This window comes from Rathayibacter sp. PhB127 (assembly GCF_003751665.1).
In the GTDB taxonomy this organism is placed as follows: Bacteria; Actinomycetota; Actinomycetes; order Actinomycetales; family Microbacteriaceae; genus Rathayibacter; species Rathayibacter festucae.
The window spans coordinates 2073195-2097522 of record NZ_RKHW01000001.1; the positions used below are offsets into that span (position 1 = coordinate 2073195).

Below are 24328 nucleotides of genomic sequence, written 5' to 3' on the forward strand. Positions count from 1 at the left end.
GCAGGGGGCTACCTGGAGGACGACCTGCGGGTGCGCCGAGAGCGGCGCGCGGCGCCGCGTCCGACCGCGTCACCCGCCTTGTCGGCGGTGCGGCCGGCGACGAGGACGGCGCGGACTCCGGCGGTGAAGCCGGCGAGCTTGATCAGCGGTCCGCCGATGGTCGCGGCCGTGAGGGCCACGAGCGCGTTCACGTTGCCGGTGACCTCGGCCACGTCCTTCGTGATGGTGTCGACGCGAGCCAGCTGCTGGTTCGCCTCGCGGAGCGTCGACGCCGACTCGTCGAGGATCGGGGTCAGGCCGTCGCTGGCCTGCTTGATGGCCTCGCTCGTGCTGTCGAAGACCCGACCGAGCTTCCAGAGCGGGATCGCGGCGACGGCGACGAGGATCGCGAACACCCCCGCGGCGATGAGCCCTGCGATGTCTCCACCGGACACGATGACCTCCGTTTCGGCGCCGCCGGATGCGGCACCCCAGCCTACCGACGGCGCGCGGCGGCCCCGGCTCCCCCGGCGACGGTCGGGGACCTCCGGCACGCGGAAGCACCTGAGGCACGCCGCATCAGGCGATTCCCGCGAGCCGAGGCAGTGATCACGGGCCGGAGCTCGGCCCGGCGGACCTCCGGCACGCGGAAGCAGCCCCGGCACGCCGGAGCACCCGGATCCCGCGAGCCGGAGCTCGGATCGCGAGCCGGACGGCCGCGCCCGGAGCGCACCGGCCGCGGGCCGAACGGGCCCGGGAACGAGGAAAGGCCCCGGCAGGAGCCGGGGCCTTCCAACGGGGGTGCGCTGACTAGCGGGCCGCGTAGTACTCGACGACGAGCTGGACTTCGCAGGTCACGGGGACCTCGGCGCGCTTCGGGCGGCGCAGGAGCGTCGCCTGGAGCTTGTCGATCTCGACCTCGAGGTAGCCCGGGGTCTTGGGGAGGACGTCGACGTGTCCGCCGGCGGCCGCGACCTGGAAGGGCTCGGTGCCCTCGGAGCGGGTCTTGACGTGGATGACCTGGCCCGGCTTCACGCGGAAGGAGGGACGGTCGACCGTCTGGCCGTCCACCATGATGTGGCGGTGGGTGACGAACTGGCGGGCCTGCGCCGTGGTGCGGGCGAAGCCCGAGCGCAGGACGAGGGCGTCGAGACGCATCTCGAGGAGCTCGACCAGGTTCTCACCGGTCAGGCCCTGGGTACGGCGCGCCTCCTGGAAGGCGATGCGCAGCTGCTTCTCGCGGATGCCGTACTGGGCTCGCAGACGCTGCTTCTCCCGCAGGCGGACCGCGTAGTCGGAGTCGGCCTTGCGCTTCGAGCGGCCGTGCTCACCGGGAGCGTAGGGACGCTTCTCGAGGTAGCGGGCGGCCTTCGGGGTCAGGGGGATGCCGAGGGCGCGCGAGAGGCGCGTCTTCGAACGGGTACGTGAGGTGGTCGACACTGTGGTCCTTCCAGAGTCTGAGAGGTTCGGTCGCAGTCCTCGTCCGCCGGCTCCGGGAGGAGGGCGGGCGCCGAGGTCGTGTCCCCCCGCGGGTGCGGGAGGCAGGGTGACCGCGGTGGCGGACTGCGCGATTCAGAGGGATGCGCTGCTCCGCTCGGCTACAGAGCGGTGGGCAACCTCGCAAGACTACCAGGCGCGGGGGCCGGCGTCACGCGCGGTTCCGGGTCCGCCGTCCCGGGCCGTCAGCCGCGGCCGCGGATGATCCGGAGTAGCTTCGCCAGCCGGGCCGACACGTCGCGCTCGTTGCCGTGCTCGGTCGGCGCGTAGTAGCGGGCGCCGCGGAGCTCGTCCGGCAGGTACTGCTGCTCGAGCACGCCGAGCTCGGCGTCGTGCGGGTAGCGGTAGCCCTTGCCGTGCCCGAGCCGCTTGGCACCCGGGTAGTGCGCGTCGCGCAGGTGCGGCGGCACCCGGCCGGCCTTGCCCGCGCGGACGTCGGCGATCGCCCTGTCGATGGCGGTGTAGGAGGCGTTCGACTTGGGCGCGGTGGCGAGGTGGACGACCGCCTGCGCGAGCGGGATCCGCCCCTCGGGCATGCCGATGAACTGGACCGCGTCGGCCGCGGCGATCGCGACGACGAGCGCCTGCGGGTCGGCCATCCCGATGTCCTCGGAGGCGGAGACGATGATCCGGCGGGCGATGAAGCGCGGGTCCTCCCCCGCCTCGATCATCCGGGCCAGGTAGTGCAGCGCGGCGTCGACGTCCGAGCCGCGGATCGACTTGATGAACGCGCTGATGACGTCGTAGTGCTCGTCGCCGTTGCGGTCGTAGCGCAGCAGCGCGCGGTCGACGGCCCGGGCGACCACCTCCACCGTGATCAGCGGGAGCTCGGACTCCTCCGCCTCGGCGGGCTCGGCGGGGTCCTCGTCGTCGTCGTCCTCGTCGTCCCCTTCCACCGCGGACGCCCGCGCGACGCGGTCCGCCTCGCGCGCCTCCGACCTCGCGGAGGTGGCGGCGGCCTCGAGCGCCGTGAGGGCCCGGCGCGCGTCCCCCGAGGCGAGCCGGACGATGCTCGCCCGCGCCTCGTCGTCGAGTCGCACCGAGCCGCGCAGCCCGCGCTCGTCGTGCAGGGCCCGGTCGACGAGCAGCCCGAGGTCCTCGTCGTCGAGGGTGTTCAGCGTGAGCAGCAGGGAGCGCGAGAGCAGCGGGGCGATCACCGAGAAGGACGGGTTCTCGGTCGTCGCCGCGATGAGGATCACCCAGCCGTTCTCGACGCCGGGCAGCAGCGCGTCCTGCTGCGCCTTGGTGAAGCGGTGGATCTCGTCGAGGAAGAGGACGGTCGACGTGCCGTAGAGGTCGCGGGTGGAGAGCGCCTCCTCCATCACCTGGCGGACGTCCTTCACGCCGGCCGTGACGGCGGAGAGCTCGACGAAGCGCCGGCCGCTGGAGTGCGCGACGGCCTGGGCGAGCGTCGTCTTGCCGGTGCCGGGCGGACCCCAGAGGATGACGGAGACGGCGCCGCGCTCACCCGTGGTGTCGGCCGCGAGGGCCACCAGCGGCGAACCTGGCGTCAGCAGGTGCCGCTGCCCCGCGACCTCCTCGAGGCTCCGGGGACGCATGCGCACGGCGAGCGGTGTCGCCCCGGAGCGGAGTCCGGCCTGCTGCATGGTCATCGCACCAGCGTAACGACGGCCTCCGACAGTCGGCCCCGGCGCCGACCCGGCACCCGGCGCCGCGGCGTCCGGCGAGGGCGCGGCGATTCTCGTAGGCTCGACGCGCTCCGCGCTCGCGCGGGGCCGCGCCGGACGCAGGCGCGACGCACGACGGCGGAGGAACACGTGGCCCAGGGCAGGACGAACGATCGCGAGGCGCGCACCCGGCTGAGGGCCTATCAGGCGCGGCAGACCCTGCACCGCACGCGCGCCAAGCGCCGGGTCCGCGACAACGTGATCGCGGCCGTCGCGGGCGTCATCGTGATCGCCCTCGCGGTCGTCGCACAACTCCTCTATTTCTCCGGCGGCCCGGGCACCCCGGTCGCCGAGCCGACGTCCTCCGAGAGCGCGACCCCCACGCCGACCCCCGAGGCGACCGGCCAGAACACCGGAGACGTCCCCTCCGCCGACCTCGCCGAGGGCCGCGACTGGACCGGCACGATGTCGATCAACAGCGACGAGCTCGGCATCACCCTGGCCGGCGCGGCTGCCCCGCAGGCCGTCTCCTCCTTCCTCTCCCTGTCGCAGTCCGGCTTCTACGACGGCGTCTCCTGCCACCGCCTGACCACCGAGGGCCTCTACGTCCTGCAGTGCGGTGACCCGAACGGCGACGGCACCGGCGGCCCCGGCTACAGCTACGGACCCGTCGAGAACGCGCCCGCCGACGGCGTCTACCCCGCGGGCACGATCGCCATGGCTCGCCAGGGCGGCAACGGCTACAGCCAGGGCAGCCAGTTCTTCGTCGTCTACCAGGACACCCAGCTCCCCGAGGACGCGGCGGGCGGCTACACGGTGGTCGGGCAGGTCACCTCGGGTCTCGATGCGCTGATCGCCGACGTGGTCGCGAAGGGCACAGCGGACGGCTCCGGCGACGGCGCTCCCGCCGAGCCGGTCACGATCGGCGGCATCACGCTGCAGTAGCCCTAGTGCGCGCCGCCGGCGAGCGGCGCGCACGACCCGCGGGACCGCGGACGAACGGGGGCGCGGGGAGTGCAATAGGCTTGTCGTCACTGCCCGTTCGCGGCTGAGCGCGGTCGTCGGCCTCCGGCTGTCGAGCACCGAGGCCGAGGGGCGGGACGACAGCGAAAGGCGGCACCCGATGCTGACTCCAGACGGCGACATCGACACCGTGTCCACCCCCGGCACCGTGTCACCCGACGACAGCGCGTCCTCCGAGACGACCGACGCTCCCGAGAGCACCGGCGCCCCCGAGGGCGCCGACGGCCCGGCCGAGACGGACGCTCCCGAGACGGGAGAGGACTCCCCCGAGGCGGCGACGTCCGGATCCGAGACGGCCGAGGCGGCGACCTCCGACGACGTGGCGGCACCCGAGGAGGCAGCGACCACCGTCGAGGCGGTGCCCTCCGACGAGGCGGTGACTTCCGACGAGGCGGTGACTTCCGACGAGGCCTCGACCTCCGAGGAGGCGACGACTCCCGAGGGCGCGGTGCCTCCCGCCGTCCCGACGGCTCCCCGCCCGCAGGCGGGCGCCCGGCAGCCGTGGGGCCGCGTGGGCGACGACGGCACGGTCTACGTCCGCGTCGGCGACGAGGAGCGCGAGGTCGGCCAGTACCCCGACGCGACTCCCGAGGAGGCCCTCGCCTACTACGAGCGCAAGTACACCGAGCTCGCCGGGCAGGTCTCCCTGCTCGAGCAGCGGGCCAAGCGCGGCGCTCCGGCGAACGACGTGTCGCGCGGGGTGCAGACGCTCACCGCGGCCATCTCGCAGGCGCACGCCGTCGGCGACCTCAACGCCCTGCAGGCCCGCGTCAGCGCGCTCAGCGGTTCGGTCGAGGATCTGACCGAGCAGCAGGCCGCCGAGACGAAGGCCGCTCTCAGCGACGCGATCGCGCACCGCGAGGCGATCGTCGCCGAGGCCGAGGCGCTGGCCGCCGTCGACCCGGCGAAGACGCAGTGGAAGCAGGCCAGCGCCGCGATCGACGACCTCTTCGCGCGCTGGCAGAGCCACCAGCAGCAGGGTCCGCGCCTCCCCAAGAACGACGCCAACGAGCTGTGGCGCCGCTTCCGCGGAGCGCGCACGACGATCGAGCAGAACCGCAAGGCGTTCTTCGCCGACCTCGACTCGGCGCACCGCGAGGCCAAGCAGGCCAAGCAGTCGCTGATCGATCAGGCCGACGCCCTGGTCTCGCGCGGCGCCGAGGCGATCCCGGAGTACCGGGCGCTCCTCGAGCGCTGGCGGGTCGCCGGTCGCGCCGGCAAGCGGTTCGACGACGCCCTCTGGGCGCGCTTCAAGGCCGCCGGCGACGCGATCTACGGCGCGAAGGCCGAGGTCGTCGCGCAGGAGAGCGTCGAGTACACCGAGAACCTCGACCTCAAGCTCGCCCTCCTCGCGGAGGCGGAGCCGCTCCTGCAGGAGCAGGACCGCGAGAAGGCCAAGCGCGTGCTGCTCTCCGTCCAGGAGCGCTGGGACGCCGTCGGCCGCGTGCCGCGTGAGCAGGTGCGCACCGTCGAGGACCGCCTCCGCAAGGTCGAGGCGCACGTGCGCAAGCTCGACGAGGAGCACTGGAACCGCAGCAACCCCGAGCGCAAGGCGCGCTCGGAGGGTCTCGCCTCGCAGCTGACCGCCGCCATCCAGAAGCTGCAGGACGAGCTCGACGAGGCGAAGGCCCGCGGCGACCGCGCCGCCATCGCCCAGGCGCAGGAGGCCCTCGACGCCCGCAAGGTGTGGCTGGACGCCCTCGGCTGAGCCCGGCCGGCTCGCGTGCTGGTCGAGTGGCCGCCGGAGGCGGGGTGTCGAGAACCGCTCCTCGAGCGAGGTGGATCTCGATACGCCCGCGGCGCGGGCTACTCGATCAGCATGAACACGCGTCCGTGACCGGCATGCTGGTCGAGCAGCCGCCGGAGGCGGCGTATCGAGACCCGTCCCTCGCACGACGTGGATCTCGATGCGCCCGCTGCGCGGGCTGCTCGATCAGCATGAGCACGCGTCCGTGACCGTCATGCTGGTCGAGCAGCCGCCGGAGGCGGCGTATCGAGACCCACCGCTCGCCGGCGGGAACCGCACGACGCCGGCTCGTGCGGATCCGTCCACAGATGTGCCGTGGCTGTCCCGCGGGGGCCGCGGCTCGGCCAGCATGGGCGGATGACGCGCCTCCTCCCCTCCGTGCTGCTCCCGGGGCAGCTGCCGCTCGCGGAGCTCTGCGCCGCCCGTCTCGACGGCGAGGTCGTCGCGCTCGACGAGGGCTTCCTCCTCGCCGATCTGCCGGTCGGCCCGGCCGAGCGCGGGGCGGCGCTGCGGGCGGTCGTCCCGTCGAAGGCGGTGGCGGACCGGCTGTCGGCCGCCTGGGTGCACGGCGCGATGCCCGCCGCTCCCCCCGTGCACAGCGCCTCCATCGACCGACGGAACCGCCTGCACCCGCCGATGCTCGCGCGGGTGCGCTTCCACGAGGTCCGGCTCACCGACGAGGACGTCGTGCTCCTCGGCGGCTGCTCCGTCACGACCCCCGAGCGCACCCTGATCGATCTGGCGCGCACCCGCAGCACCTGCGACGACGATCTCCTGCGCAGCCTGGTGTCCGTCACCGGTGTCTCGCTCGAGCGGGTGCTCGAGCGATTGGACAGCGGCCCTCCCGTCTCGAGCCGCCGGATCGCCCTGCTCCGCCTGACTGCGGCGCTCGGCTGACCCGGCACGGAGCCTCGCTCCAGGCCGGCCGCGCCGGCCGATCAGCCCGCGTTCACCCGGTAGACGTCGTAGACGGCGTCGATCCTGCGGACGGCGTTGAGCACCCGGTCGAGGTGCGTCGTGTCGCCCATCTCGAACACGAACCGGCTGATGGCAAGTCGGTCGCTGGAGGTGGAGACCGTGGCCGACAGGATGTTCACGTGGTGCTCGGAGAGCACGCGCGTGACGTCGCTGAGCAGGCCGGACCGGTCGAGCGCCTCGACCTGGATCTGCACCAGGAAGATGCTCTTCGAGGACGGCGCCCACTCGACGTCGACGATCCGCTCCGGCTCCTTGAGCAGCTCCTGCACGTTGTGGCAGTTGGCCTGGTGCACCGAGACGCCGGCACCGCGGGTGACGAAGCCGACGATCTGATCGCCCGGCACCGGGGTGCAGCACTTCGCGAGCTTGACCAGGATGTCCGGCGCGCCCTTGACCAGGACCCCGGACTCGCTGCTGCGGCTGCGCGGACGCGGGGAGCGCGGGAGGGTGACCTCGTGCTCGTCCGACTCCGGGTCGCCCTGGATGGTCGCGACGACCTTCTCCAGCACCGACTGGGTGGAGACGTGCCCCTCGCCGACCGCGGCGTAGAGCGCCTCGACGTCGTTGTAGCGCAGCTGGCTGGCCACCTCGGTGAAGGTGTCCTGGCTCATGAGCTTCTGCAGCGGCAGGTTCTGCTTGCGCATGGCCCGCGCGATGGAGTCCTTGCCCTGCTCGATCGCCTCGTCGCGGCGCTCCTTGGTGAACCACTGGCGGATCTTGTTCCGGGCCCGAGGGCTCTGCACGAAGTTCAGCCAGTCCTGGCTCGGACCGGAGTCGGGGTTCTTCGAGGTGAAGACCTCGACGACGTCGCCGGTGGTCAGCGAGGACTCGAGCGGCACGAGGCGCCCGTTGACCTTGGCGCCCATGGTGCGATGGCCGACCTCGGTATGCACGGCGTAGGCGAAGTCGACCGGGGTCGCGCCGGTCGGCAGGCCGATGACGCGCCCCTTGGGCGTGAAGACGTAGACCTCCTTCGCACCGATCTCGAAGCGGAGGGAGTCGAGGAACTCGTTCGGGTCGGTCGTCTCGGACTGCCAGTCGGAGAGGTGCGCGAGCCAGGCGAGGTCGGTGTCGTTCGAGCCGGAGGCGACCTTGCCCGTCGCCATCTGCTCCTTGTACTTCCAGTGCGCCGCGATGCCGAACTCGGCGTGCTGGTGCATCTCGTTGGTGCGGATCTGGATCTCGACCGCGCGGCCCTTCGGCCCGATCACCGTGGTGTGCAGCGACTGGTACAGGTTGAACTTGGGCGTGGCGATGTAGTCCTTGAAGCGCCCGGGCATCGGGCTCCAGCGCGCGTGGATCGACCCGAGCACGGCGTAGCAGTCGCGCACCGAGTTGACGAGGACGCGGATGCCGACCAGGTCGTAGATCTCGTCGAAGTCGCGGCCTCGGACGACCATCTTCTGGTAGATCGAGTAGTACTGCTTCGGCCGGCCGACGACGCGGCCGCGGATCTTGCCCGCCCGCAGGTCCTCGCCGATGAGGTCGATGATGCTCTGGACGAACTCCTCGCGCTGCGGAGTCCGCACCTTCACGAGGCTCTCGATCTCGTTGTAGATCTTCGGGTAGAGCACCGCGAAGGACAGGTCCTCGAGCTCCCACTTGATCGCCTGGATGCCGAGGCGGTTCGCCAGCGGCGCGTAGATCTCGAGGGTCTCGGTCGCCTTGCGGGCCGCGGACTCGGCGGGGACGAAGCCCCAGGTGCGCGCGTTGTGCAGGCGGTCGGCCAGCTTGATGATCAGAACGCGGATGTCCTTCGACATCGCCACGATCATCTTGCGGACGGTCTCGGCCTGCGCGCTGTCGCCGTACTTGACCTTGTCGAGCTTGGTGACGCCGTCCACCAGCATCGCGACCTCGTCGCCGAAGTCGGCGCGCAGCTCGTCGAGCTTGTAGTCGGTGTCCTCGACGGTGTCGTGCAGCAGCGCGGCGGCGATGGTCTTCGAGCCGATGCCGAGGTCGGCGAGGATCTGCGCGACGGCCAGCGGATGCGTGATGTACGGCTCGCCGCTGCGGCGCTTCTGGTTCGCGTGCGCGCGCTCGGCGACCGAGTAGGCCCGCTCGATCAGCGCGATGTCGCTCTTGGGGTGGTGCGTCCGCACCGTCCGGACGAGCGTGTCCACCGCGCCGGAGGGCTGTGCGCGCGAGAAGATCCGCGGGACCAGCCGGCGCAGGGCGGCGGTCGAGGACGTGGTCGTGGTGTCGCTCACGCGGAGATCTCCATCGCCTCATTATCGCCCGTCGCGGGGCGCCTCGTGAGCGGTCCGCCGGGAGCGGACAGGCCCGCGGTCAGTCGATCCGGCCCGGGCGTCCCTCGTCGTCGACGACCTCGCCGCCGGCCGCCGCCCAGGCGGTCATCCCGGCCTCGATGTTCGCCGTCTCGTAGCCGGCGCCGTCGAGCGCCTGGACGACCATGGCCGAGCGGACGCCGGAGTGGCAGACGACGAGGATCGCCACGTCCCGTGGGAGCTCGTCCTGCCGCTCGCCGATGCTGCCCATCGGGATGTGGTGCGCGGCTGCGGCGTGCCCGAGAGCCCACTCGTGGGGCTCGCGCACGTCGAGCAGCCAGACCTCGTCGCGCTCGACGAGGCCGATCGCGTCCGCGGCGGTGACCTGTGCGTAGTCGGCCACGATCAGCCCTGCACGACGGGGGTTGCGGCGCGCTCGCGGGCCGAGACGACCCGCTTGTCGTGCTTGCCGATCTCGGCCTCGCCGCTGCGTAGCTGGGCGTAGAGCGGGGCGGCGACGAAGATCGTCGAGTAGGTGCCGACGATGATGCCGATCAGCAGCGCGAGCGAGATGTCGCGCAGCGTGCCGGCACCGAGGACGAAGGCGCCGATCACGAGGATCGCGGCGACCGGCAGGGCCGCGACGATCGAGGTGTTGATCGAGCGCACCAGCGTCTGGTTCTCGGCGAGGTTGACCGTCTCGGAGAAGGTCTTCGTGGTGCTGCCGAGCGCCTCCGCGGTGTTCTCGCGGATCTTGTCGAAGACGACGACCGTGTCGTAGAGCGAGTAGCCGAGGATCGTGAGCAGTCCGATGACCGCCGCCGGCGACACCTCCGTCCCGGTGATGCCGTAGACGCCGGCCACGATCACGAGGTCGTGCAGGAGCGCGACGATGGCGGCGAGGGACATCTTCCAGGTCCGGAAGTAGGCCCACATCGCCAGGGCGGCCAGGATCACGAAGATGATCAGGCCGCGGACGGCCTGCTGCGTGACGTCCGAGCCCCAGGCGGCGCCGATGAAGGACGACGCGACCTGCTCCGTCGGGACGGAGTACGCCTCGGACAGCGCGTTGCGGACCTGGGTCGACTCGTCGGTCGACAGCTGGCTGGTCTGCACCCGGATCGAGTCGTCGCCGACGATCGAGACGCGCGGGACGGCGTCGGGCGAGACCGAGGTGACGGCGTCCGTCGCCGCGGTCTGATCCAGGTTCTCCGGTGAGGTGACCGTGAACTCGGAGCCACCGGTGAACTCGATGCTGAAGTTGAAGCCACCGCGCGCCGCCGTGCCGAGCACGGTGAGCAGGATGATCGCGATCGAGATGAGGTACCAGGTGCGGCGGCGGCCGACGAAGTCGACCGAGCGCTTGCCGGTGTAGAGGTCGTTTCCGAACTGCGAGAAGCTGGCCATCACGCGTCCTTCCCGTTCGAGTCGTTCGAGGAGCTGCGCGCGGCGGCCGCCTCGGCGGCCTTGCGCTCGGCGATGGTCTGGCGGCGGGCGGCCTCGCGGGCGGCGGACGAGCCCTTGCCCGAGGCGGCCTTGCCGGCGAGCACGGCGTCCTGCGGGCGGAACGCCGCTCGGCCGCGGTAGACCGCGCCGAGTGCGCGCGGATCCAGCCCGGAGGCCTTGTGCCCCTCGGAGAAGAACTTGGTCGTCGCGAGCAGCTGCAGCATCGGGTGGGTGAAGAGGATCACCACCACGAGGTCGATCAGCGTCGTGATGCCGAGCGTGAGCGCGAAGCCGCGGACGCTGCCGACCGCGAGGGCGAAGAGCACGACGGCGGCGAGCAGGTTCACCATGTCGGAGGCGAAGATCGTGCGCAGCGCGCGCCGCCAGCCGGCCTCGACCGAGGACTCGAGCCCGCGGCCGTCGCGCAGCTCGTCGCGGATCCGCTCGAAGTAGACGATGAAGGAGTCCGCCGTGATGCCGATGGCGACGATCAGACCCGCGACTCCCGCGAGCGAGAGGCGGAGTCCCTCCCGCCAGGAGAGCAGCGTCACGACGAGGTAGGTGACGATCGCCGCCACCATCAGCGAGGCGATGGTGACCGCGCCGAGCACGCGGTACTGCGCGATCGAATAGACGACGACGAGGATGAGGCCGATCAGGCCCGCGAGCAGGCCGCTGGCGAGCTGGGTCGAGCCGAGCGTCGCGGAGATGCTGTCCGAGCTCTGCACCTGGAAGCCGATCGGCAGGGCGCCGTACTTCAGCTGGTCGGCGAGGGTCTTCGACGACTCCTGGGTGAAGGAGCCGGAGATCTGCGCGTTGCCGTCGGTGATCGCCGCGTTGGTGGACGGCGCCGAGATGACGCGGCCGTCGAGGACGATCGCGAACTGGTTCTGCGCGCCCTGCAGGCCGACGAGGCGCGAGGTGACGTCGCCGAAGGCCTGTGTGCCCTGGTCGTCGAAGGAGAGGTTGACGGCCCAGGTGCCGGTGCTGGCGCCGGAGGACGTCGTCATCAGGCCGTTCGAGGCGTCGGCGATGTCCTCGCCGGTGATCTCGACGGGTCCGAGGATGTACTTCGCCGTGTCGTTGTCGTCGCAGGTGATCAGGGGCTGATCGGCCGGCGCGAGGTTCGGGTCCTGTGCATTGAGGAACGCGCAGTCGAAGGAGGTGTACTGCGCCTCGAGCGCCGGCGTGATGTAGGCGAGGTCGCTCGCGCTGGTCGGCGCGGCCGTCGGCTCGGTGGCGAGCGAGGGGTCGACCGGGGTCGGCGTGGGCGAGGCGGTCGAATCGCCGCCGACCGAGCTGTTGGTCGCCTGGCTGGCGACGAGCACCGGGCGGAAGTCGAGCTTCGCCGAGGCCTCGATGCGCTGCAGCGTCGCGTCGTCCGGCGTCCCCGGGATCGAGACGACGATGTTGCTCGAGCCCTGGGTCGTGATCTCGGACTCGGAGACGCCCGCGGCGTCGATCCGCTGGCGGATGATCGAGACGGCCTGCGTCAGCTGCTCGGACGAGACGGTCTGGCCGTCCGAGAGCTGGGGCTGGAGCACGATCTGGGTGCCGCCCTCGAGGTCGAGCGCGAGCTTCGGCGTCCAGGAGCCGCCGCCGAAGGCGACGGCGGCGGCGTTGAGGCCGACGAGCGCGAGGATCAGGACGCCGAGCCAGCTCAGCGAGCGCCGAGCCTTCCGGACGGGGGTTGATGCGGCCACCCAGGGCTCACCTTCTTCTTCGGTCGGCGCCGGCTCTCCGGCCGACGCTGGCTCTGCGGTCGACGTCGATCCTCGCGCAGGCGCCGACCCCGGGGGCCGCGCCTGTCGTCCGATCGACGGTCTTCGGTCCGGGGCGCACCCCGGACGTGGAAGGGCGGGCGGGGCGCCGATGCACCCTGCCCGCCCTGGAGACTACTGCGCGTCGGGCCTGCGGTCGCGCTCGACCGGGTCGACCAGCGGGTCGGACGTGTGCGCGGCGTCGCGCTCGCCGAACGCGGGCGACTCGACGGCTGCCACGGACTCGGCCTCGTCCTCGTCGGCGACGACCGCGTTCTCGGTCGGGTCGATGAGGCGGGCGATGGCCTGACGGTGGATCGTCAGGAGCGTCCCGGGGGTCGACTCGATGACGATCTTGTTCTCGTCGTCGTCGATCGAGACGACGGTGCCGAACAGGCCGGAGCCGGTCATCAGCTCGACACCGGGGACCAGCCCGGACTTCATCTTCTCCGCGTCGCGCTGCCGCTTCTTGTTGTTGCGGAACATGAAGATGATCATCACGGCGAGAAGCAGGACGAGCAGGATGATCGTCGGATCCATGGGTGAGCCTTCCGGAGTTGAGGGTGATCCGCCGCGCACACAAGGGGTGGCGCATGCAGATCGAGCGGCCCGTCGGGCCTTGAAGATTATAGGTCATCTCCGAACAGGGGCCGCTGGGAGGCCGGACCGGCTGACCCGCGCGGTTGCACGCCGAAGTGGCGCCACGCCGCCGGGGTCGCGACGCGCCCGCGGGGCGTGCGGGTGAGCAGCCCGATCCGGACCAGGAACGGCTCGACGACCGCCTCGACCGTCTCCGCCTCCTCGCCGACGGAGACCGCGAGCGTGTTGAGGCCGACCGGTCCGCCGTCGAAGCGGGTGAGCACGATGTCCATCACGGCGCGGTCGAGGCGATCGAGGCCGAGCTCGTCGACGTCGTAGAGGTCGAGCGCGGCGCGGACCGCTGTGACGTCGGCGCGGCCGCCGTGCACGAGCGCGAAGTCGCGGACCCGGCGCAGCAGGCGGTTCGCGATGCGCGGGGTGCCCCGGCAGCGGCCGGCGATCTCGGCGACCGCCTCGCCGTCGATGTCGAGGTCGAGCAGCCGCGCGGCGCGGGTCAGCACCTGGCGCAGCTCGTCCTCGGCGTAGAACTCGAGGTGGGCGGTGAAGCCGAACCGGTCGCGCAGCGGATTCGGCAGGAGGCCCGAGCGCGTGGTCGCGCCGACGAGGGTGAACGGCGCGAGATCCAGGGGGACGGAGGTCGCGCCGGCGCCCTTGCCGACCATGATGTCGATCCGGAAGTCCTCCATCGCGAGGTAGAGCATCTCCTCTGCGGAGCGCGCCATGCGGTGGATCTCGTCGATGAAGAGGATCTCGCCGGGGAGCAGCGAGGAGAGCACGGCGGCCAGGTCGCCGGCGTGCTGGATCGCGGGGCCGCTGGACATCCGCAGCGGTGAGGAGCTCTCCTCCGCCACGATCATCGCGAGGGTGGTTTTGCCGAGGCCGGGGGGGCCGGCCAGCAGGATGTGGTCGGGCGTGCGGCCCTGCATCGCCGCCGCCTTGAGCAGCAGCTCGAGCTGGCCGCGGACCTTGCGCTGGCCGACGAACTCGCCGAGGTTCTTCGGGCGGAGCGCGCCCTCGAAGGCGATCTCGGCCTCGGAGGCGACCTCCGGGCCCATCACGTCGTCGCCGCTCACGAGCGCGCCGCCGGACCGAGCCGGGCCAGGGCGAGGCGGAGCAGGGACTGCACGCTCGCGGCGTCGGAGGCCTGGGCGTCGAGCAGGATCTCGTCGACGACCTCGGCGGCGACGCGCTCGGGCCAGCCGAGGCCTACGAGTGCCGAGAGCACGCTCTGGGCGGCCGTCGCACCCGGCCCGGAGCCGCGGGCGGCGCGCGGGCGGACGGCGAGCTTGCCCGCGAGCGACAGGATGATGAGCTTCGCGGTCTTGGGGCCGATGCCGGAGACCTTGCGGAAGACGGCGTCGTCCTCGTCGGCGACGGCCTGGGCGATGCGCTCGGGCTCGACCGCGCCGAGCACGCCGAGCGCGGACTTGGGGCCGACGCCGGTGACGCCGATCAGCAGCTCGAAGATCTCGAGCTGCTCCTCGTCCGGGAAGCCGTAGAGGGTCAGCGAGTCCTCCCGGACGATCAGCGTCGTCGTCAGCACGGTCTCGTCGCCGACCCGCAGCTCGAGCGCGTGCTGCGGCGTGACGTTGACCGCGTAGCCGACGCCGTGGACGTCGACGACGGCGAGGCTCCCGCGAGCGGAGAGGACGGTGCCGCGGAGGGAGGAGATCACCGCGTCAGTCTAGAGGCTCGAACAGGCGTTCGAGTGGCGGCCTCCGCGGCGCGCCAGGCCCGCTGCGCCGTGGTCTCCCCCTCGGCGGCGGCGGGGCCCGCGGCGATCGGCCCGCGCCAGGCGTGGCAGACGGCGAGGGCGAGGGCGTCGGCCGCGTCGGCCGGCTTCGGCGGGGCGTCGAGCCGGAGGATGCGCTGGATCATCGTGGTGACCTGGCGCTTGTCGGCCGAGCCGTAGCCGGTGACCGCGGCCTTGACCTCGCTGGGCGTGTGCATGCCGACGACGAGGTCGCGGCGGGCGGCCGCGACCAGCGCGACGCCGCTGATCTGGGCGATGCCCATCACGGTGCTGACGTTGTTCTGCGCGAAGACGCGCTCGATCGCCACGGCGTCGGGCCGGTGCTCGTCGAGCAGCGCCTCGATCCCGTCGCCGAGGGCGAGCAGCCGGCGCTCGAGCGGCGCGTCGGCCGGGGTGCGCAGGACGCTCACGTGCACGAGCGTCGCGCGGCGGTCACGGCCGACGTCGACGATGCCGACACCGCACCGGGTGAGCCCCGGGTCGATCCCGAGGACGCGCATCAGCGCGTCCGCCCGGGACGGGCCGGGGTCACCGGGTCACTCCTCGTCGTTCTCGAGCTCGGCCCGGACCTCGGGCGCGATGTCGAGGTTCGTGTAGACGTTCTGCACGTCGTCTGAGTCCTCGAGCGCGTCGATCAGGCGGAAGACCTTGCGCGCCGTCTCCGCGTCGGCCTCGACCTGCAGCGAGGCGACGAACTCGACGTCGGCGGCGTCGTAGTCGATGCCCGCCTCCTGGAGCGCCGTGCGCGCCGGGACCAGCTCGGCGGCCTCGGTGCGGACCTCGAAGGACTCGCCGTGGTCGATGACGTCGTCGACGCCGAAGTCGAGGACCGCGCCGAGCACGTCGTCCTCGGTGACGCCGTCGCCGTGCGGCACGGTGATGACGCCCTTGCGCGCGAAGTTGTAGGCGACGCTGCCCGGGTCGGCCATGGTGCCGCCGTTGCGGGTCATCGCGGTGCGGACGTCCGCCGCGGCGCGGTTCTTGTTGTCGGTGAGGCACTCGACGAGCAGCGCGATGCCGTTCGGGCCGTAGGCCTCGTACATGATCGTCGTGTAGTCGATGACCTCGCCGGTGAGGCCGGCGCCGCGCTTGATCGCGCGGTCGATGTTGTCGTTCGGGACGGAGGTCTTCTTGGCCTTCTGCACGGCGTCGACGAGCGTCGGATTGCCGGACATGTCGGCGCCGCCGATCTTGGCGGCCACCTCGATGTTCTTGATCAGCTTGGCGAAGGACTTCGCGCGGCGCGAGTCCTTGATCGCCTTCTGGTGCTTGGTCGTGGCCCACTTGGAATGCCCGGACACGGTGCTCCCTCGGAAATCTCGTTCGTGCGACTCCCTCGGGCGCCGCTGATGGCTGGTCCAGTGTAATCGAGCGCCGGGCGGGCGGTCCGAGCCGCGCCCGAGGGAAGAGCCCTTGCGACTCCGCGCGAGGGGTGCGAATCGGACAGGCCGGACGATCCGTGCCACGGACTTCGCGGATCCGGCCGGCACCCGGAACGCTCACCGGGAAGACCCCGGCCGCGGTGGGCCCGCTGCGGCCCCACGGTGGTCGACGACCCGAGGAGAGACGATGACAGCTCAGAACCACACCCAGGGACCCGGTCCCGCGACCACCACTGCCGGCGTCCGACGGAGATCGCTGATCGAGGTCGCGTGGACCACGCCCGTGGTCGCCGCTGCCGTCGCGGCACCGGGCGCCGCCGCGTCGACCCCGAGTCCTGTCGCCGACGCGAGAGTCGTCCTCGGACTGGTCGTCGGCTCCTTCAACCCGCGGGAGGTGGCGGTCAATCTCTACGTGACGCGCTTCCAGACCACCGGACCGGGCAACCCGCCCCTGCTCTCCGATGTCGAGCGCCTGGAGGAAGGGCAGGTGGAGATCACCCTGGAGCACGACACCGTCGCATGGCCGGACTTCGCCCGCCTGGTCCGGCCCGGCACGCACCGGATCGTCATTCCGGCCGGCCGGTACGCGAACTACACCGGATACCAGCGCGACGGCCACGACGTGTCGGTCGCGTTGGCGCGGAGTCCCTTCACCGCGCTCCTGACCGACTCACCGACCGGCACCTTCCCGGTGTCGGGCACGGTGACCAGCGGCCCGATCGACACCGTCTCGGCCGCACTGCTCGGCACCTACGGGCGGTCGTCCACGACAGACACGGTCACGGTGTGACCGACCGCCAGCACCCGGAGGACGGCCCTCGCCCGCCGATCCACCCCACGGGAGTCGCACGCCGCGCAGCGGTCGCGGCCGCCTGGTCCGCCCCGGTGATCGCCGCCGCAGTCGCCGCGCCCGGCGCCTCCGCCTCCCCGGTCGCGGCCGGCGGGTTCGCCGGAGTGTCGATCGGCGCCGGTGCCGGCGACGGCCGGTTCGTCGTCCTCGTCCTCCTCACGACGACGGCGACCACGACCACGACCACGACCACGGCGGACCTGGTCTTCGGCGAGGACGTCCGCGTGGACGTCACCGCAGAGCACGACGTCGCCTCCTGGGGCGAGGGCGTCGTGGCGGACGGTCCGCGCGCCGGGCACGTCTCGATCCCGGCCGGCTCGCACCCGATCACCACCACCTACGAGACCGAGGGAAGACTCGCCGCGGTCGCCAGGAGGGCCTTCTTCTGTCGGCTCACGGCTTCCCCCACCGGCAGCTTCGCCGTCTCGGCCGCCGTCACCCGCGGACCCCTGTACCGCGGGTCGGACCCGATCGTGACGTCCGTCTACGGGAGTCCGTCCTTCAGAGGGACGGTGACGATCTGACGGGCAGGACCCGTGCGCTCGAGATCGCCCGATCGAGCCACCGGCATGATCTGCGCCAGCGATTCGGCGCCGCCCGCTCCTCGTCGGCAGAGTGGCCGGCGAGCCGGGTCGCACCCTGCCGTCCAGTCGACGCGAACGAGAACGAGGACACCGATGACACCCGATGAGCGCCACCCGCACGACGACGAGCGCGGATCCTCCCCTCCGCCGGGCATCGCACGGCGGACCGCTGTTACGGCCGCGTGGACGACCCCGGTGGTCGCCGCCGCGGTCGCCGCTCCCGGCGCCTCGGCGTCCCCCGCCCCTGCGGGAAGCGGAGCGTTCCTGGGTGTGACCCTTCAGGGCTACCGCCCCGGTGTCTTCGTGACGGCGGTGTTCCTCAATGCCCCTCAGACGTCCTTGTCGCCGATCGTGCTCGAGCGCGCTGCGGAGATCCGGATCACGGCGGGGCACGACGTCGCGTACTGGGGATCCGGGATCGTGGCAGAGAGCCCCCGAGCGGGCCGCCTGCTCGTCCCTGCGGGCTCGTACTCGGTCTCCGCCATCTACGACATCGACGGACGACGCATCTCGGTCGCCTACCCACTCGGACAGCTGACCTCCGGCCTGACCTCCTCTCCGACCGGCTCGTTCCCCGTGACCGTCGCTGTGGTGAGCGGACCGGTCTACCCCGGTCCCGACCCGTCCGTCACGCAGGGATACGGGCTTCCCTCGCAGACCATCATGATCACGGTCTGACGATCGCCGGCGGTCAGCGCAGCAGCTGGGAGAGGACGCGGTCGGCCTCCGACGCGTCGCGGGTCCGGAAGATCGGGCGGAGCGGGCAGCTCTGCGGCGTCGATCGGATTGGATTCCGTCCTCCGCCAGGAGGCTGTGGGCGGACGGCCGGAGTCGCCGCCGTGGCCGCGCTCCGCGGCAATCCCGCCAGGCGGCACGATCGGTGCCAGAGATTCGCCCCTCGTTCCCTCCTACCGAGAAGGTGATGCCGGCGCTGGAACGCTCCGCGCGGCACCCGCGATTCGAACGAGGACGTCGACGCACCAGGACGCAGGGCCGCGCGGCCGAGACGAGAACGAGGAGCGCGATGACGAACGACCCGCGGAGGGACGACACGACCGGACTGGACGGGGGTCGTCCACCGGGGATCGGGCGCCGGTCGGCGCTCGCGGTCGCCTGGACGGTCCCGGTGATCGCGGGCGCCGTGGCCGCCCCTGCGGCCTCCGCCTCCACGCCCCCGAAGGAGGACGGCACTTTCCTCGGCGTCTGGCTCGCCTCCCTCGGCGGCGAGTCCCCGCGGGCCTTCCGCGTCGAGGTGTACCTCAACGGGACCGGGACTCCGGGGACCCCGGTCGTCCTCCCCCAGGACGCGGTCGTGCGCGTCGACTCACCGGACCACGACGTCGCCGTCTGGCCGGACGGGATCGTTCCCGAGGGGCCTCGGGTCGGCACGATCACGATCCCCGCCGGGATCTACCGCACCGTCGAGAGCTACACGGTCCGCACCAGGAGCGTGGTGGTCACCGCCCCGTACCCGGGGCCTCAGACCGTGTGCGAGCTCGCCCCCGAGCCGCGGGGACGATTCGCGGTGGAGGCGAAGGTGACGCGGGGACCCACCTATCGAGGTCCCGACCCGTACGCGACCGGCATCCACGGCCGCCCGTCCGCGGTGGCCGTCCTCACGTTCTGAGACGCGTTCCGGCACGCTCGAACCGGTCGATTCCGCACGTCGGAGACTTGTTCCGCGCGCCGGAGATCAGCCGCGCGGCTCTCCGGCACGAGGAGCTGCGTCCGGCACGTCCGAACGGACCGGGCCAGCGAGCCGGGGGATGTTCCACGAGCCCGAGGTCCGCCCCTAGGCCCCTGGCACACAGACGCGCGTGCACAAGGAGGAACGAGGTCGGTTCTGCGAGGGTCCACGTGCCGGGCACGCCTCGATCCCGGCGGGGACGGACCGGATCGTCAAGGTCTTCTGCGGAAGCCGGTCGTCCGAAGGCGCGGTGACGATCCGACGTGCAGGATCCGCGCGCTCGGGATCGTCCGATCGAGCCACCGGCACGATCTGCGCCACCGATTCGGCGCTCACTGCCCCTCGTCGGCAGAGTGGCCGGCGAGCCGGGCAGCTCTCTGCCGTCCGGTCGCCGCGAACGAGATCGAGGACCGATGACACCCGACGAGCACCCCCCGCACGACGACGAGCTCCGATCGCCCCCTTCGCCCGGAGTCGCGCGGCGGACCGCGGTCATGGCCGCGTGGACGACCCCGGTGGTCGCCGCCGCGGTCGCGGCTCCCGGAGCCTCGGCGTCCCCCGCCCCTCTGGTGATCGGAACGTACCTGGGTGTGACCGTCCGAAGAGACTCCCGCCCCGGCATCTTCATCACACAGGTCCTCCTCAATGCCCCTCAGACATCCGCATCGACGATCGGGCTCGAGCGCGCTGCGGAGATCAGGATCACGGCGGGGCACGACGTCGCGGAGTGGGGACCCGGAATCGTCGCCGAAGGTCCCCGAACGGGCCGCCTTCTCGTCCCGGCGGGCCCGTACTCGATCATCAACACCTTCCTGGTCCTCGGACGCCCGGTCTCGCTCGCGAACCCGCTCGGACAGCAGATCTCCATCCTCACTGCCTCTCCGGCCGGCTCGTTCCCCGTGACCGTCGCGGTGGCCAGCGGCCCGGTCTTCCCCGGACCCGACCCGTCCGTCACGGGGGGACGCGGCCTTCCGTCTTCTACCGCCGTGATCGAGGTCTGACGATCGCCCGCGGTCAGCGCAGCAGGCGGGAGCGACGCGGTCGGCCAGCGGGCTTCTCGCCGGTCCGGCAGGTCGGTCGGAACGGGCAGTCCTGCGGCGTCGATCGGAGGAGGTCCGGTCCTCCACGAAGAGGCTGTGGGCGAACGGCCGGAGTCGCCGCCGAGGCCGCGCCCCCGGCGGATCCCGCCAGGCGGCACGATCGATGCCAGAGATTCGCCGCTCGCCACCTCCCATCGGGAAGGTGATGCAGGCGCAGGAACGCTCCGCGCGGCCCCGCGATGCGAATGAGGACGAGGACACACCATGACGCAGGACCACCACCACGACGACGGTCTCCGCTCGTCTCAGCCCCCGGGCATCGCGCGCCGCACCGCCGTCGCCGCCGCATGGACCACCCCGGTCGTCGCCGCCGCCGTAGCGGCTCCCGGCGCCACCGCGTCACCCGCACCGGTCGGCACCGGGACCTTCGCCGGCCTCATCCTGTCGAGGGTCTACCCCCGCAGCTTCCAGACCAGGGTCATCGTGAACGGCGACCGGAACGCCACCGGGCAGATCGTGCTCGCGGAGGACGTCGAGGTCAGGATCACGGTCGAACACGACGTCGAGTCCTGGGGGACCGGCGTCGTACCCGAGGGACCCCGCTCCGGGCGCTTCCTGTTCCCCGCCGGATCGTACCCGGTCATCGAGAGCTACCCCTTCGGCACCACTCTCCTCTGGGTCTCCTTCTCCTCCAGGCCCCCGGTGACACGCCTCAGTGCCAGTCCGAGGGGCGCGTTCTCCGCGACGATCGCCATCGTGCGAGGGCCGGTCTTCTCGGGCCCGGATCCCTCCGCTACCGAAGGATGGGGTCTGCCGTCCGCCACCAGCACCATCGACGTCTGACCGGAGCTCCTCCGCTCCAGCCGAGCCGAGGAGAACGTCCTCGGCGGCGAGCGCGCCGAGCCGATGGCGCGCTACTTCAGCAGGCGGGAGAGGACCCGGTCGGCCAGCGGCTTCCCGCCGGTCTGGCAGGTGGGGCAGTACTGCAGCGTCGAGTCGGAGTAGATCACCTGGCGGATCGTGTCGCCGCAGACCGGGCAGGCCTCGCCGGTGCGGCCGTGCACCCGCATCCCGAGCTTCTTCTCGCGCTTGAGATCGGCGGCGTGCAGCCCCTCGGCCCGGCCGAGCGCCTCCTCCAGGGTGTAGTGCAGCGCGGTGTACAGGCGGTCGAGCTCGTCCGGCGTGAGTGTCGCCGGCTTGAACGGCGACATCCGCGCGACGTGCAGGATCTCGTCGGAGTAGGCGTTGCCGATCCCGGCGATCCGGGACTGGTCGCGCAGCACGCCCTTGAGCTGGGCACGGCCCGCGGTGGCCAGGATCGCGCCGAGGATCTCGCGGGTGAACTCCGGGTCGAGCGGATCGGGACCGAGCCTGGCCACGCCCGGCACGTCCCGCGGGTCCTCGACGATCGAGATCGCGAGGCTCTTCTTCGTGCCGGCCTCGGTGATGTCGAAGCCGGAGCCGTCGTCGAGGATCAGGCGCGCGGCGAGCGGGCCACGGCCCGGCTTCACCGGCGCGGTCGGCCGCTCGGGACGCCAGCGCACCCAGCCCGCGCGGGCCAGGTGCAGCAGAACGTGCACGTCGCCGGTCGCGAGATCGAGGAACTTCCCGTGCCGGCTCACCCCGTGCACCGTCTCCCCCGCGAGCGAGGACGGCGGGATCGCCACGGTCTTCAGCGCGGAGATCGCGAAGACGTCGAGGCGCTCCAGCACGCGGCCGCCGAGGCGCTCGTCGAGGTCGCGGGCGAGCGCGTGCACTTCGGGGAGTTCGGGCATCCCCCTACTGTGCCGTGCCGAGGCGATCGGCGGCGACCCTCGGGAGGAGCCGCCGATGGTCGCGGCGGAGGAGCACGACGCACATCGGTGTGTCGAACCCTGCCAGAGCGCCTCGTCCACGCCACGGGTTCGTCGTTGCAGGCGCTCCGCCGTCAGGCTCTCGGTGGCCCGGGGCGCCCGCACCGCGCCGATGACGACCCAGAACGACGACCCACAACGACGACCCACGACGAGGAGCACCACGATGATCGGCCGCCACCACGACCACCCCGACCACATCTGCCGAGGGATCTCCGATCCGGACGGCTGCGAGAGCGGCGTCGACCGCAAGGCGTCGCCCCGAGTCGCGCGGCGCTCCTCAGCGGCGGTCGCCTCGGCGAGCCCGGTGATCGCCACCGCCGCCGCACCCGGCGCCCCCGCGTCCGTCCCGCCGTCGAGCGCGTCGTCGGGCCGCCTCTCCGCCCGGGCAGCGACGCGGGGAGACTCCTCCGGAGACGCCGCGGACACCCGAGGATCCGACCTCACGGAGAGGAACACGACCGTCGAGGTCTGAGCGGTCCCTGCGGGCCCGCTCTCCGTGCGAGCGGGTCCGCGGCCGAGGAGACCGGCGCGCCCCTACGTGTCGGCGCCGAAGCGGGTGGCCGCGACCTTGCGCAGGAACAGCTCGTGGAACCGGTAGTCGCCGGTGATCTCGGGGTGGAACGAGGTGCCCAGCAGGGCGCCCTGCTCGACCGCGACGACGCGGCCGTCGGCCAGCGCGGCGAGGGCGTGAGCCCGCTCCCCCAGCTCCTCGACGACGGGGGCGCGGATGAAGACCGCGTGCATCGGCGGGTCGCCGATGCCGTCGATGTCGAGGTCGGTCTCGAAGGAGTCCAGCTGGTTGCCGAACGCGTTCCGGCGGACGGTCACGTCCAGGCCGCCAAAGCTGCTCTGGCCGTCGATGCGGTCGAGCACGCGGTCGGCGAGCATGATCAGCCCGGCGCAGGTGCCGTAGACCGGCAGACCCGCGGCGATCGCCTCCTTCACCGGCTCGGCGAGGCCGAACAGGCGCGAGAGCTTGTCCATCACCGTGGACTCGCCGCCGGGGATCACGAGACCCGCGACGGAGGCGAGCTCGGCCGGGCGGCGCACCAGCACCACCTCGGCGCCGAGCTCCCGCAGCACGTGCGCGTGCTCGCGGAAGTCGCCCTGCAGGGCGAGGACGCCGACCCGGAGCCCCGCGAGGGACTCCCGGGTCTCGTCCTCGCCCGCGACGGGCGCGCTCTCGCTACCAGCCACGCTCGGAGAGGCGGTGCGGCGCGGGCACGTCGGCCACGTTGATGCCGACCATCGCCTCGCCGAGACCGCGGGACGCCTCGGCGACCACCTTGGCGTCGTCGAAGAACGTCGTCGCCTTGACGATCGCGGCGGCGCGCTTCGCGGGCTCGCCCGACTTGAAGACGCCGGAGCCGACGAAGACGCCGTCGGCACCGAGCTGCATCATCAGCGCGGCGTCGGCCGGGGTGGCGACGCCGCCGGCGGTGAAGAGCACGACGGGGAGCTTGCCGGTCTGCGCGATCTCGGCGACCAGCTCGTAGGGCGCCTGCAGCTCCTTGGCGGCGACGTAGAGCTCGTCCTTGGTCAGCGACTTCAGCCGGTTGACCTCGGCCGAGATAGTGCGGATGTGCTTGGTGGCCTCGGAGACGTCGCCGGTGCCGGCCTCGCCCTTGGAGCGGATCATGGCCGCACCCTCGGTGATGCGGCGCAGGGCCTCGCCGAGGTTGGTGGCTCCGCAGACGAAGGGGACGGTGAACTTCCACTTGTCGATGTGGTTCACGTAGTCGGCGGGCGAGAGGACCTCGGACTCGTCGATGTAGTCGACGCCGAGCTCCTGCAGGATCTGCGCCTCGACGAAGTGGCCGATGCGGGCCTTGGCCATCACGGGGATGGAGACGGCGGCGACGATCCCGTCGATGAGGTCGGGGTCGCTCATCCGCGCGACGCCGCCCTGCGAGCGGATGTCGGCGGGGACGCGCTCGAGCGCCATCACGGCGACGGCTCCGGCGTCCTCGGCGATGCGCGCCTGCTCGGCGTTGACGACGTCCATGATGACGCCGCCCTTGAGCATCTCGGCGAGCCCGCGCTTCACGCGGCTCGAGCCGAACTGCTCCGAGGCGGAGGAGGACGTGGGGGTGGTGTCGGTCATGTTCGCGAGTCCTGTTCTGTGCGGCGACTTCCGCCGACGGCAGCGTCCAGTCTACGAGACGGGGCTGCTCGACATCGGCGCTGGACAAGCGGGGCGGGGTGGGTCTCGATACGCCCCTGCGGGGCTGGTCGACCAGCATGAGGGCCGCTGCGCGGCTGCTCGACCGGCAGCAGGCGGACCCATGCT

Annotated in this window: 25 protein-coding genes; 10 read left to right on the forward strand and 15 right to left on the reverse strand. The window is 72.1% G+C overall.

The features are described from left to right. Window positions 1-8: 8 nt before the first annotated feature. From EDF22_RS09915 to EDF22_RS09925, 3 genes are all read right to left on the reverse strand, one after another. Complete coding sequence (locus EDF22_RS09915; RefSeq protein ID WP_123704414.1) at window positions 9-434, reverse strand: DUF948 domain-containing protein; 426 nt, start codon at window positions 432-434, stop codon at window positions 9-11. Between the two features lie 355 nt (window positions 435-789). Beyond that, on the reverse strand, window positions 790-1419 hold the full coding sequence (gene rpsD / locus EDF22_RS09920; protein WP_123446206.1) for a 30S ribosomal protein S4: 630 nt from the start codon (window positions 1417-1419) through the stop codon (window positions 790-792). 242 nt (window positions 1420-1661) lie between these two features. After that, a complete protein-coding gene (locus tag EDF22_RS09925) occupies window positions 1662-3089 on the reverse strand; it encodes a replication-associated recombination protein A (RefSeq protein ID WP_123704416.1) in 1428 nt (475 codons plus the stop codon). Window positions 3090-3254: 165 nt separating this feature from the next. On the opposite strand from EDF22_RS09925, the gene EDF22_RS09930 reads away from it, so the two are divergent. The 3 genes from EDF22_RS09930 to EDF22_RS09940 all read left to right on the forward strand — a co-directional run bounded on the left by EDF22_RS09930 (window position 3255) and on the right by EDF22_RS09940 (window position 6771). Next, a complete protein-coding gene (locus EDF22_RS09930) occupies window positions 3255-4049 on the forward strand; it encodes a peptidylprolyl isomerase (RefSeq protein ID WP_123704418.1) in 795 nt (264 codons plus the stop codon). Window positions 4050-4227: 178 nt separating this feature from the next. Continuing rightward, window positions 4228-5835: a DUF349 domain-containing protein gene (locus EDF22_RS09935; protein WP_123704420.1), complete on the forward strand. Its 1608-nt coding sequence runs from the start codon at window positions 4228-4230 to the stop codon at window positions 5833-5835. Between the two features lie 396 nt (window positions 5836-6231). Continuing rightward, on the forward strand, window positions 6232-6771 hold the full coding sequence (locus EDF22_RS09940; protein WP_123704421.1) for a type IV toxin-antitoxin system AbiEi family antitoxin: 540 nt from the start codon (window positions 6232-6234) through the stop codon (window positions 6769-6771). Between the two features lie 41 nt (window positions 6772-6812). Here EDF22_RS09940 and EDF22_RS09945 read toward each other — a convergent pair whose 3' ends face one another. The 9 genes from EDF22_RS09945 to EDF22_RS09985 form a co-directional block, all read right to left on the reverse strand. Next, window positions 6813-9062, reverse strand: a complete 2250-nt coding sequence (locus tag EDF22_RS09945) for a bifunctional (p)ppGpp synthetase/guanosine-3',5'-bis(diphosphate) 3'-pyrophosphohydrolase (RefSeq protein ID WP_123446201.1) — start codon at window positions 9060-9062, stop codon at window positions 6813-6815. Between the two features lie 79 nt (window positions 9063-9141). Beyond that, window positions 9142-9483: a rhodanese-like domain-containing protein gene (locus EDF22_RS09950; protein ID WP_123704423.1), complete on the reverse strand. Its 342-nt coding sequence runs from the start codon at window positions 9481-9483 to the stop codon at window positions 9142-9144. Between the two features lie 2 nt (window positions 9484-9485). Then, on the reverse strand, window positions 9486-10487 hold the full coding sequence (gene secF, locus EDF22_RS09955; RefSeq protein ID WP_123446199.1) for a protein translocase subunit SecF: 1002 nt from the start codon (window positions 10485-10487) through the stop codon (window positions 9486-9488). Next, window positions 10487-12229 carry a protein translocase subunit SecD gene (secD, locus tag EDF22_RS09960; RefSeq protein WP_123704425.1) on the reverse strand — a complete coding sequence of 581 codons (1743 nt, stop codon included), beginning with the start codon at window positions 12227-12229 and terminating at the stop codon, window positions 10487-10489. The genes secF and secD overlap by 1 nt, the downstream gene beginning before the upstream one ends. 192 nt (window positions 12230-12421) lie before the next feature. Next, window positions 12422-12826 (reverse strand): preprotein translocase subunit YajC, encoded by a 405-nt coding sequence (gene yajC / locus EDF22_RS09965; protein ID WP_123704427.1) that lies wholly within the window; start codon window positions 12824-12826, stop codon window positions 12422-12424. 86 nt (window positions 12827-12912) lie between these two features. Continuing rightward, window positions 12913-13941, reverse strand: a complete 1029-nt coding sequence (gene ruvB, locus EDF22_RS09970) for a Holliday junction branch migration DNA helicase RuvB (protein WP_123704429.1) — start codon at window positions 13939-13941, stop codon at window positions 12913-12915. Between the two features lie 14 nt (window positions 13942-13955). After that, window positions 13956-14561 (reverse strand): Holliday junction branch migration protein RuvA, encoded by a 606-nt coding sequence (gene ruvA, locus EDF22_RS09975; protein WP_123704431.1) that lies wholly within the window; start codon window positions 14559-14561, stop codon window positions 13956-13958. After that, on the reverse strand, window positions 14558-15139 hold the full coding sequence (ruvC, locus tag EDF22_RS09980) for a crossover junction endodeoxyribonuclease RuvC (protein WP_123704433.1): 582 nt from the start codon (window positions 15137-15139) through the stop codon (window positions 14558-14560). Before ruvC ends, ruvA begins: the two co-directional genes overlap by 4 nt. Before the next feature lie 36 nt (window positions 15140-15175). Further along, a complete protein-coding gene (locus tag EDF22_RS09985) occupies window positions 15176-15940 on the reverse strand; it encodes a YebC/PmpR family DNA-binding transcriptional regulator (protein WP_123704435.1) in 765 nt (254 codons plus the stop codon). 268 nt (window positions 15941-16208) lie between these two features. On the opposite strand from EDF22_RS09985, the gene EDF22_RS09990 reads away from it, so the two are divergent. From EDF22_RS09990 to EDF22_RS10015, 6 genes are all read left to right on the forward strand, one after another. Then, a complete protein-coding gene (locus tag EDF22_RS09990; RefSeq protein WP_123704437.1) occupies window positions 16209-16811 on the forward strand; it encodes a hypothetical protein in 603 nt (200 codons plus the stop codon). Next, window positions 16808-17395 (forward strand): hypothetical protein, encoded by a 588-nt coding sequence (locus EDF22_RS09995; protein ID WP_123704439.1) that lies wholly within the window; start codon window positions 16808-16810, stop codon window positions 17393-17395. The genes EDF22_RS09990 and EDF22_RS09995 overlap by 4 nt, the downstream gene beginning before the upstream one ends. Before the next feature lie 153 nt (window positions 17396-17548). Then, window positions 17549-18133 (forward strand): hypothetical protein, encoded by a 585-nt coding sequence (locus EDF22_RS10000; RefSeq protein WP_133962574.1) that lies wholly within the window; start codon window positions 17549-17551, stop codon window positions 18131-18133. Window positions 18134-18479: 346 nt separating this feature from the next. Next, the gene (locus EDF22_RS10005; protein WP_123704443.1) at window positions 18480-19082 is read left to right on the forward strand and encodes a hypothetical protein; all 603 of its coding nucleotides are present in this window, start codon (window positions 18480-18482) and stop codon (window positions 19080-19082) included. A 554-nt stretch (window positions 19083-19636) separates the two neighbouring features. Beyond that, on the forward strand, window positions 19637-20143 hold the full coding sequence (locus EDF22_RS10010; RefSeq protein ID WP_148059171.1) for a hypothetical protein: 507 nt from the start codon (window positions 19637-19639) through the stop codon (window positions 20141-20143). 303 nt (window positions 20144-20446) lie between these two features. Further along, window positions 20447-21025, forward strand: a complete 579-nt coding sequence (locus EDF22_RS10015) for a hypothetical protein (protein ID WP_123704447.1) — start codon at window positions 20447-20449, stop codon at window positions 21023-21025. 71 nt (window positions 21026-21096) lie between these two features. Here the strand turns inward: EDF22_RS10015 and EDF22_RS10020 are convergent, their stop codons facing one another. Next, complete coding sequence (locus tag EDF22_RS10020; protein ID WP_123704449.1) at window positions 21097-21957, reverse strand: Fpg/Nei family DNA glycosylase; 861 nt, start codon at window positions 21955-21957, stop codon at window positions 21097-21099. 244 nt (window positions 21958-22201) lie between these two features. Here EDF22_RS10020 and EDF22_RS10025 point away from each other — a divergent pair, with 244 nt between their 5' ends. Then, window positions 22202-22510, forward strand: a complete 309-nt coding sequence (locus tag EDF22_RS10025; RefSeq protein WP_123704451.1) for a hypothetical protein — start codon at window positions 22202-22204, stop codon at window positions 22508-22510. A 62-nt stretch (window positions 22511-22572) separates the two neighbouring features. On the opposite strand, the gene pdxT is transcribed toward EDF22_RS10025, so the two are convergent. Continuing rightward, window positions 22573-23151 carry a pyridoxal 5'-phosphate synthase glutaminase subunit PdxT gene (pdxT, locus tag EDF22_RS10030; protein WP_397460153.1) on the reverse strand — a complete coding sequence of 193 codons (579 nt, stop codon included), beginning with the start codon at window positions 23149-23151 and terminating at the stop codon, window positions 22573-22575. Between the two features lie 73 nt (window positions 23152-23224). Then, window positions 23225-24142, reverse strand: a complete 918-nt coding sequence (gene pdxS, locus EDF22_RS10035) for a pyridoxal 5'-phosphate synthase lyase subunit PdxS (protein WP_123446185.1) — start codon at window positions 24140-24142, stop codon at window positions 23225-23227. Between the last annotated feature and the right edge of the window lie 186 nt (window positions 24143-24328).

Bases quoted from the DNA above. Each gene is read 5' to 3' on its own strand.
- EDF22_RS09925 (WP_123704416.1), bottom strand. From the start codon at position 3,089: ATGACCATGCAGCAGGCCGGACTCCGCTCCGGGGCGACACCGCTCGCC.
- EDF22_RS09935 (WP_123704420.1), top strand. From the start codon at position 4,228: ATGCTGACTCCAGACGGCGACATCGACACCGTGTCCACCCCCGGCACC.
- EDF22_RS09940 (WP_123704421.1), top strand. From the start codon at position 6,232: ATGACGCGCCTCCTCCCCTCCGTGCTGCTCCCGGGGCAGCTGCCGCTC.
- secF (WP_123446199.1), bottom strand. From the start codon at position 10,487: ATGGCCAGCTTCTCGCAGTTCGGAAACGACCTCTACACCGGCAAGCGC.
- yajC (WP_123704427.1), bottom strand. From the start codon at position 12,826: ATGGATCCGACGATCATCCTGCTCGTCCTGCTTCTCGCCGTGATGATC.
- ruvB (WP_123704429.1), bottom strand. From the start codon at position 13,941: ATGGGCCCGGAGGTCGCCTCCGAGGCCGAGATCGCCTTCGAGGGCGCG.
- ruvC (WP_123704433.1), bottom strand. From the start codon at position 15,139: ATGCGCGTCCTCGGGATCGACCCGGGGCTCACCCGGTGCGGTGTCGGC.
- EDF22_RS09990 (WP_123704437.1), top strand. From the start codon at position 16,209: ATGACAGCTCAGAACCACACCCAGGGACCCGGTCCCGCGACCACCACT.
- EDF22_RS10000 (WP_133962574.1), top strand. From the start codon at position 17,549: ATGACACCCGATGAGCGCCACCCGCACGACGACGAGCGCGGATCCTCC.
- EDF22_RS10005 (WP_123704443.1), top strand. From the start codon at position 18,480: ATGACGAACGACCCGCGGAGGGACGACACGACCGGACTGGACGGGGGT.
- EDF22_RS10010 (WP_148059171.1), top strand. From the start codon at position 19,637: ATGGCCGCGTGGACGACCCCGGTGGTCGCCGCCGCGGTCGCGGCTCCC.
- EDF22_RS10015 (WP_123704447.1), top strand. From the start codon at position 20,447: ATGACGCAGGACCACCACCACGACGACGGTCTCCGCTCGTCTCAGCCC.
- EDF22_RS10020 (WP_123704449.1), bottom strand. From the start codon at position 21,957: ATGCCCGAACTCCCCGAAGTGCACGCGCTCGCCCGCGACCTCGACGAG.
- EDF22_RS10025 (WP_123704451.1), top strand. From the start codon at position 22,202: ATGATCGGCCGCCACCACGACCACCCCGACCACATCTGCCGAGGGATC.
- pdxS (WP_123446185.1), bottom strand. From the start codon at position 24,142: ATGACCGACACCACCCCCACGTCCTCCTCCGCCTCGGAGCAGTTCGGC.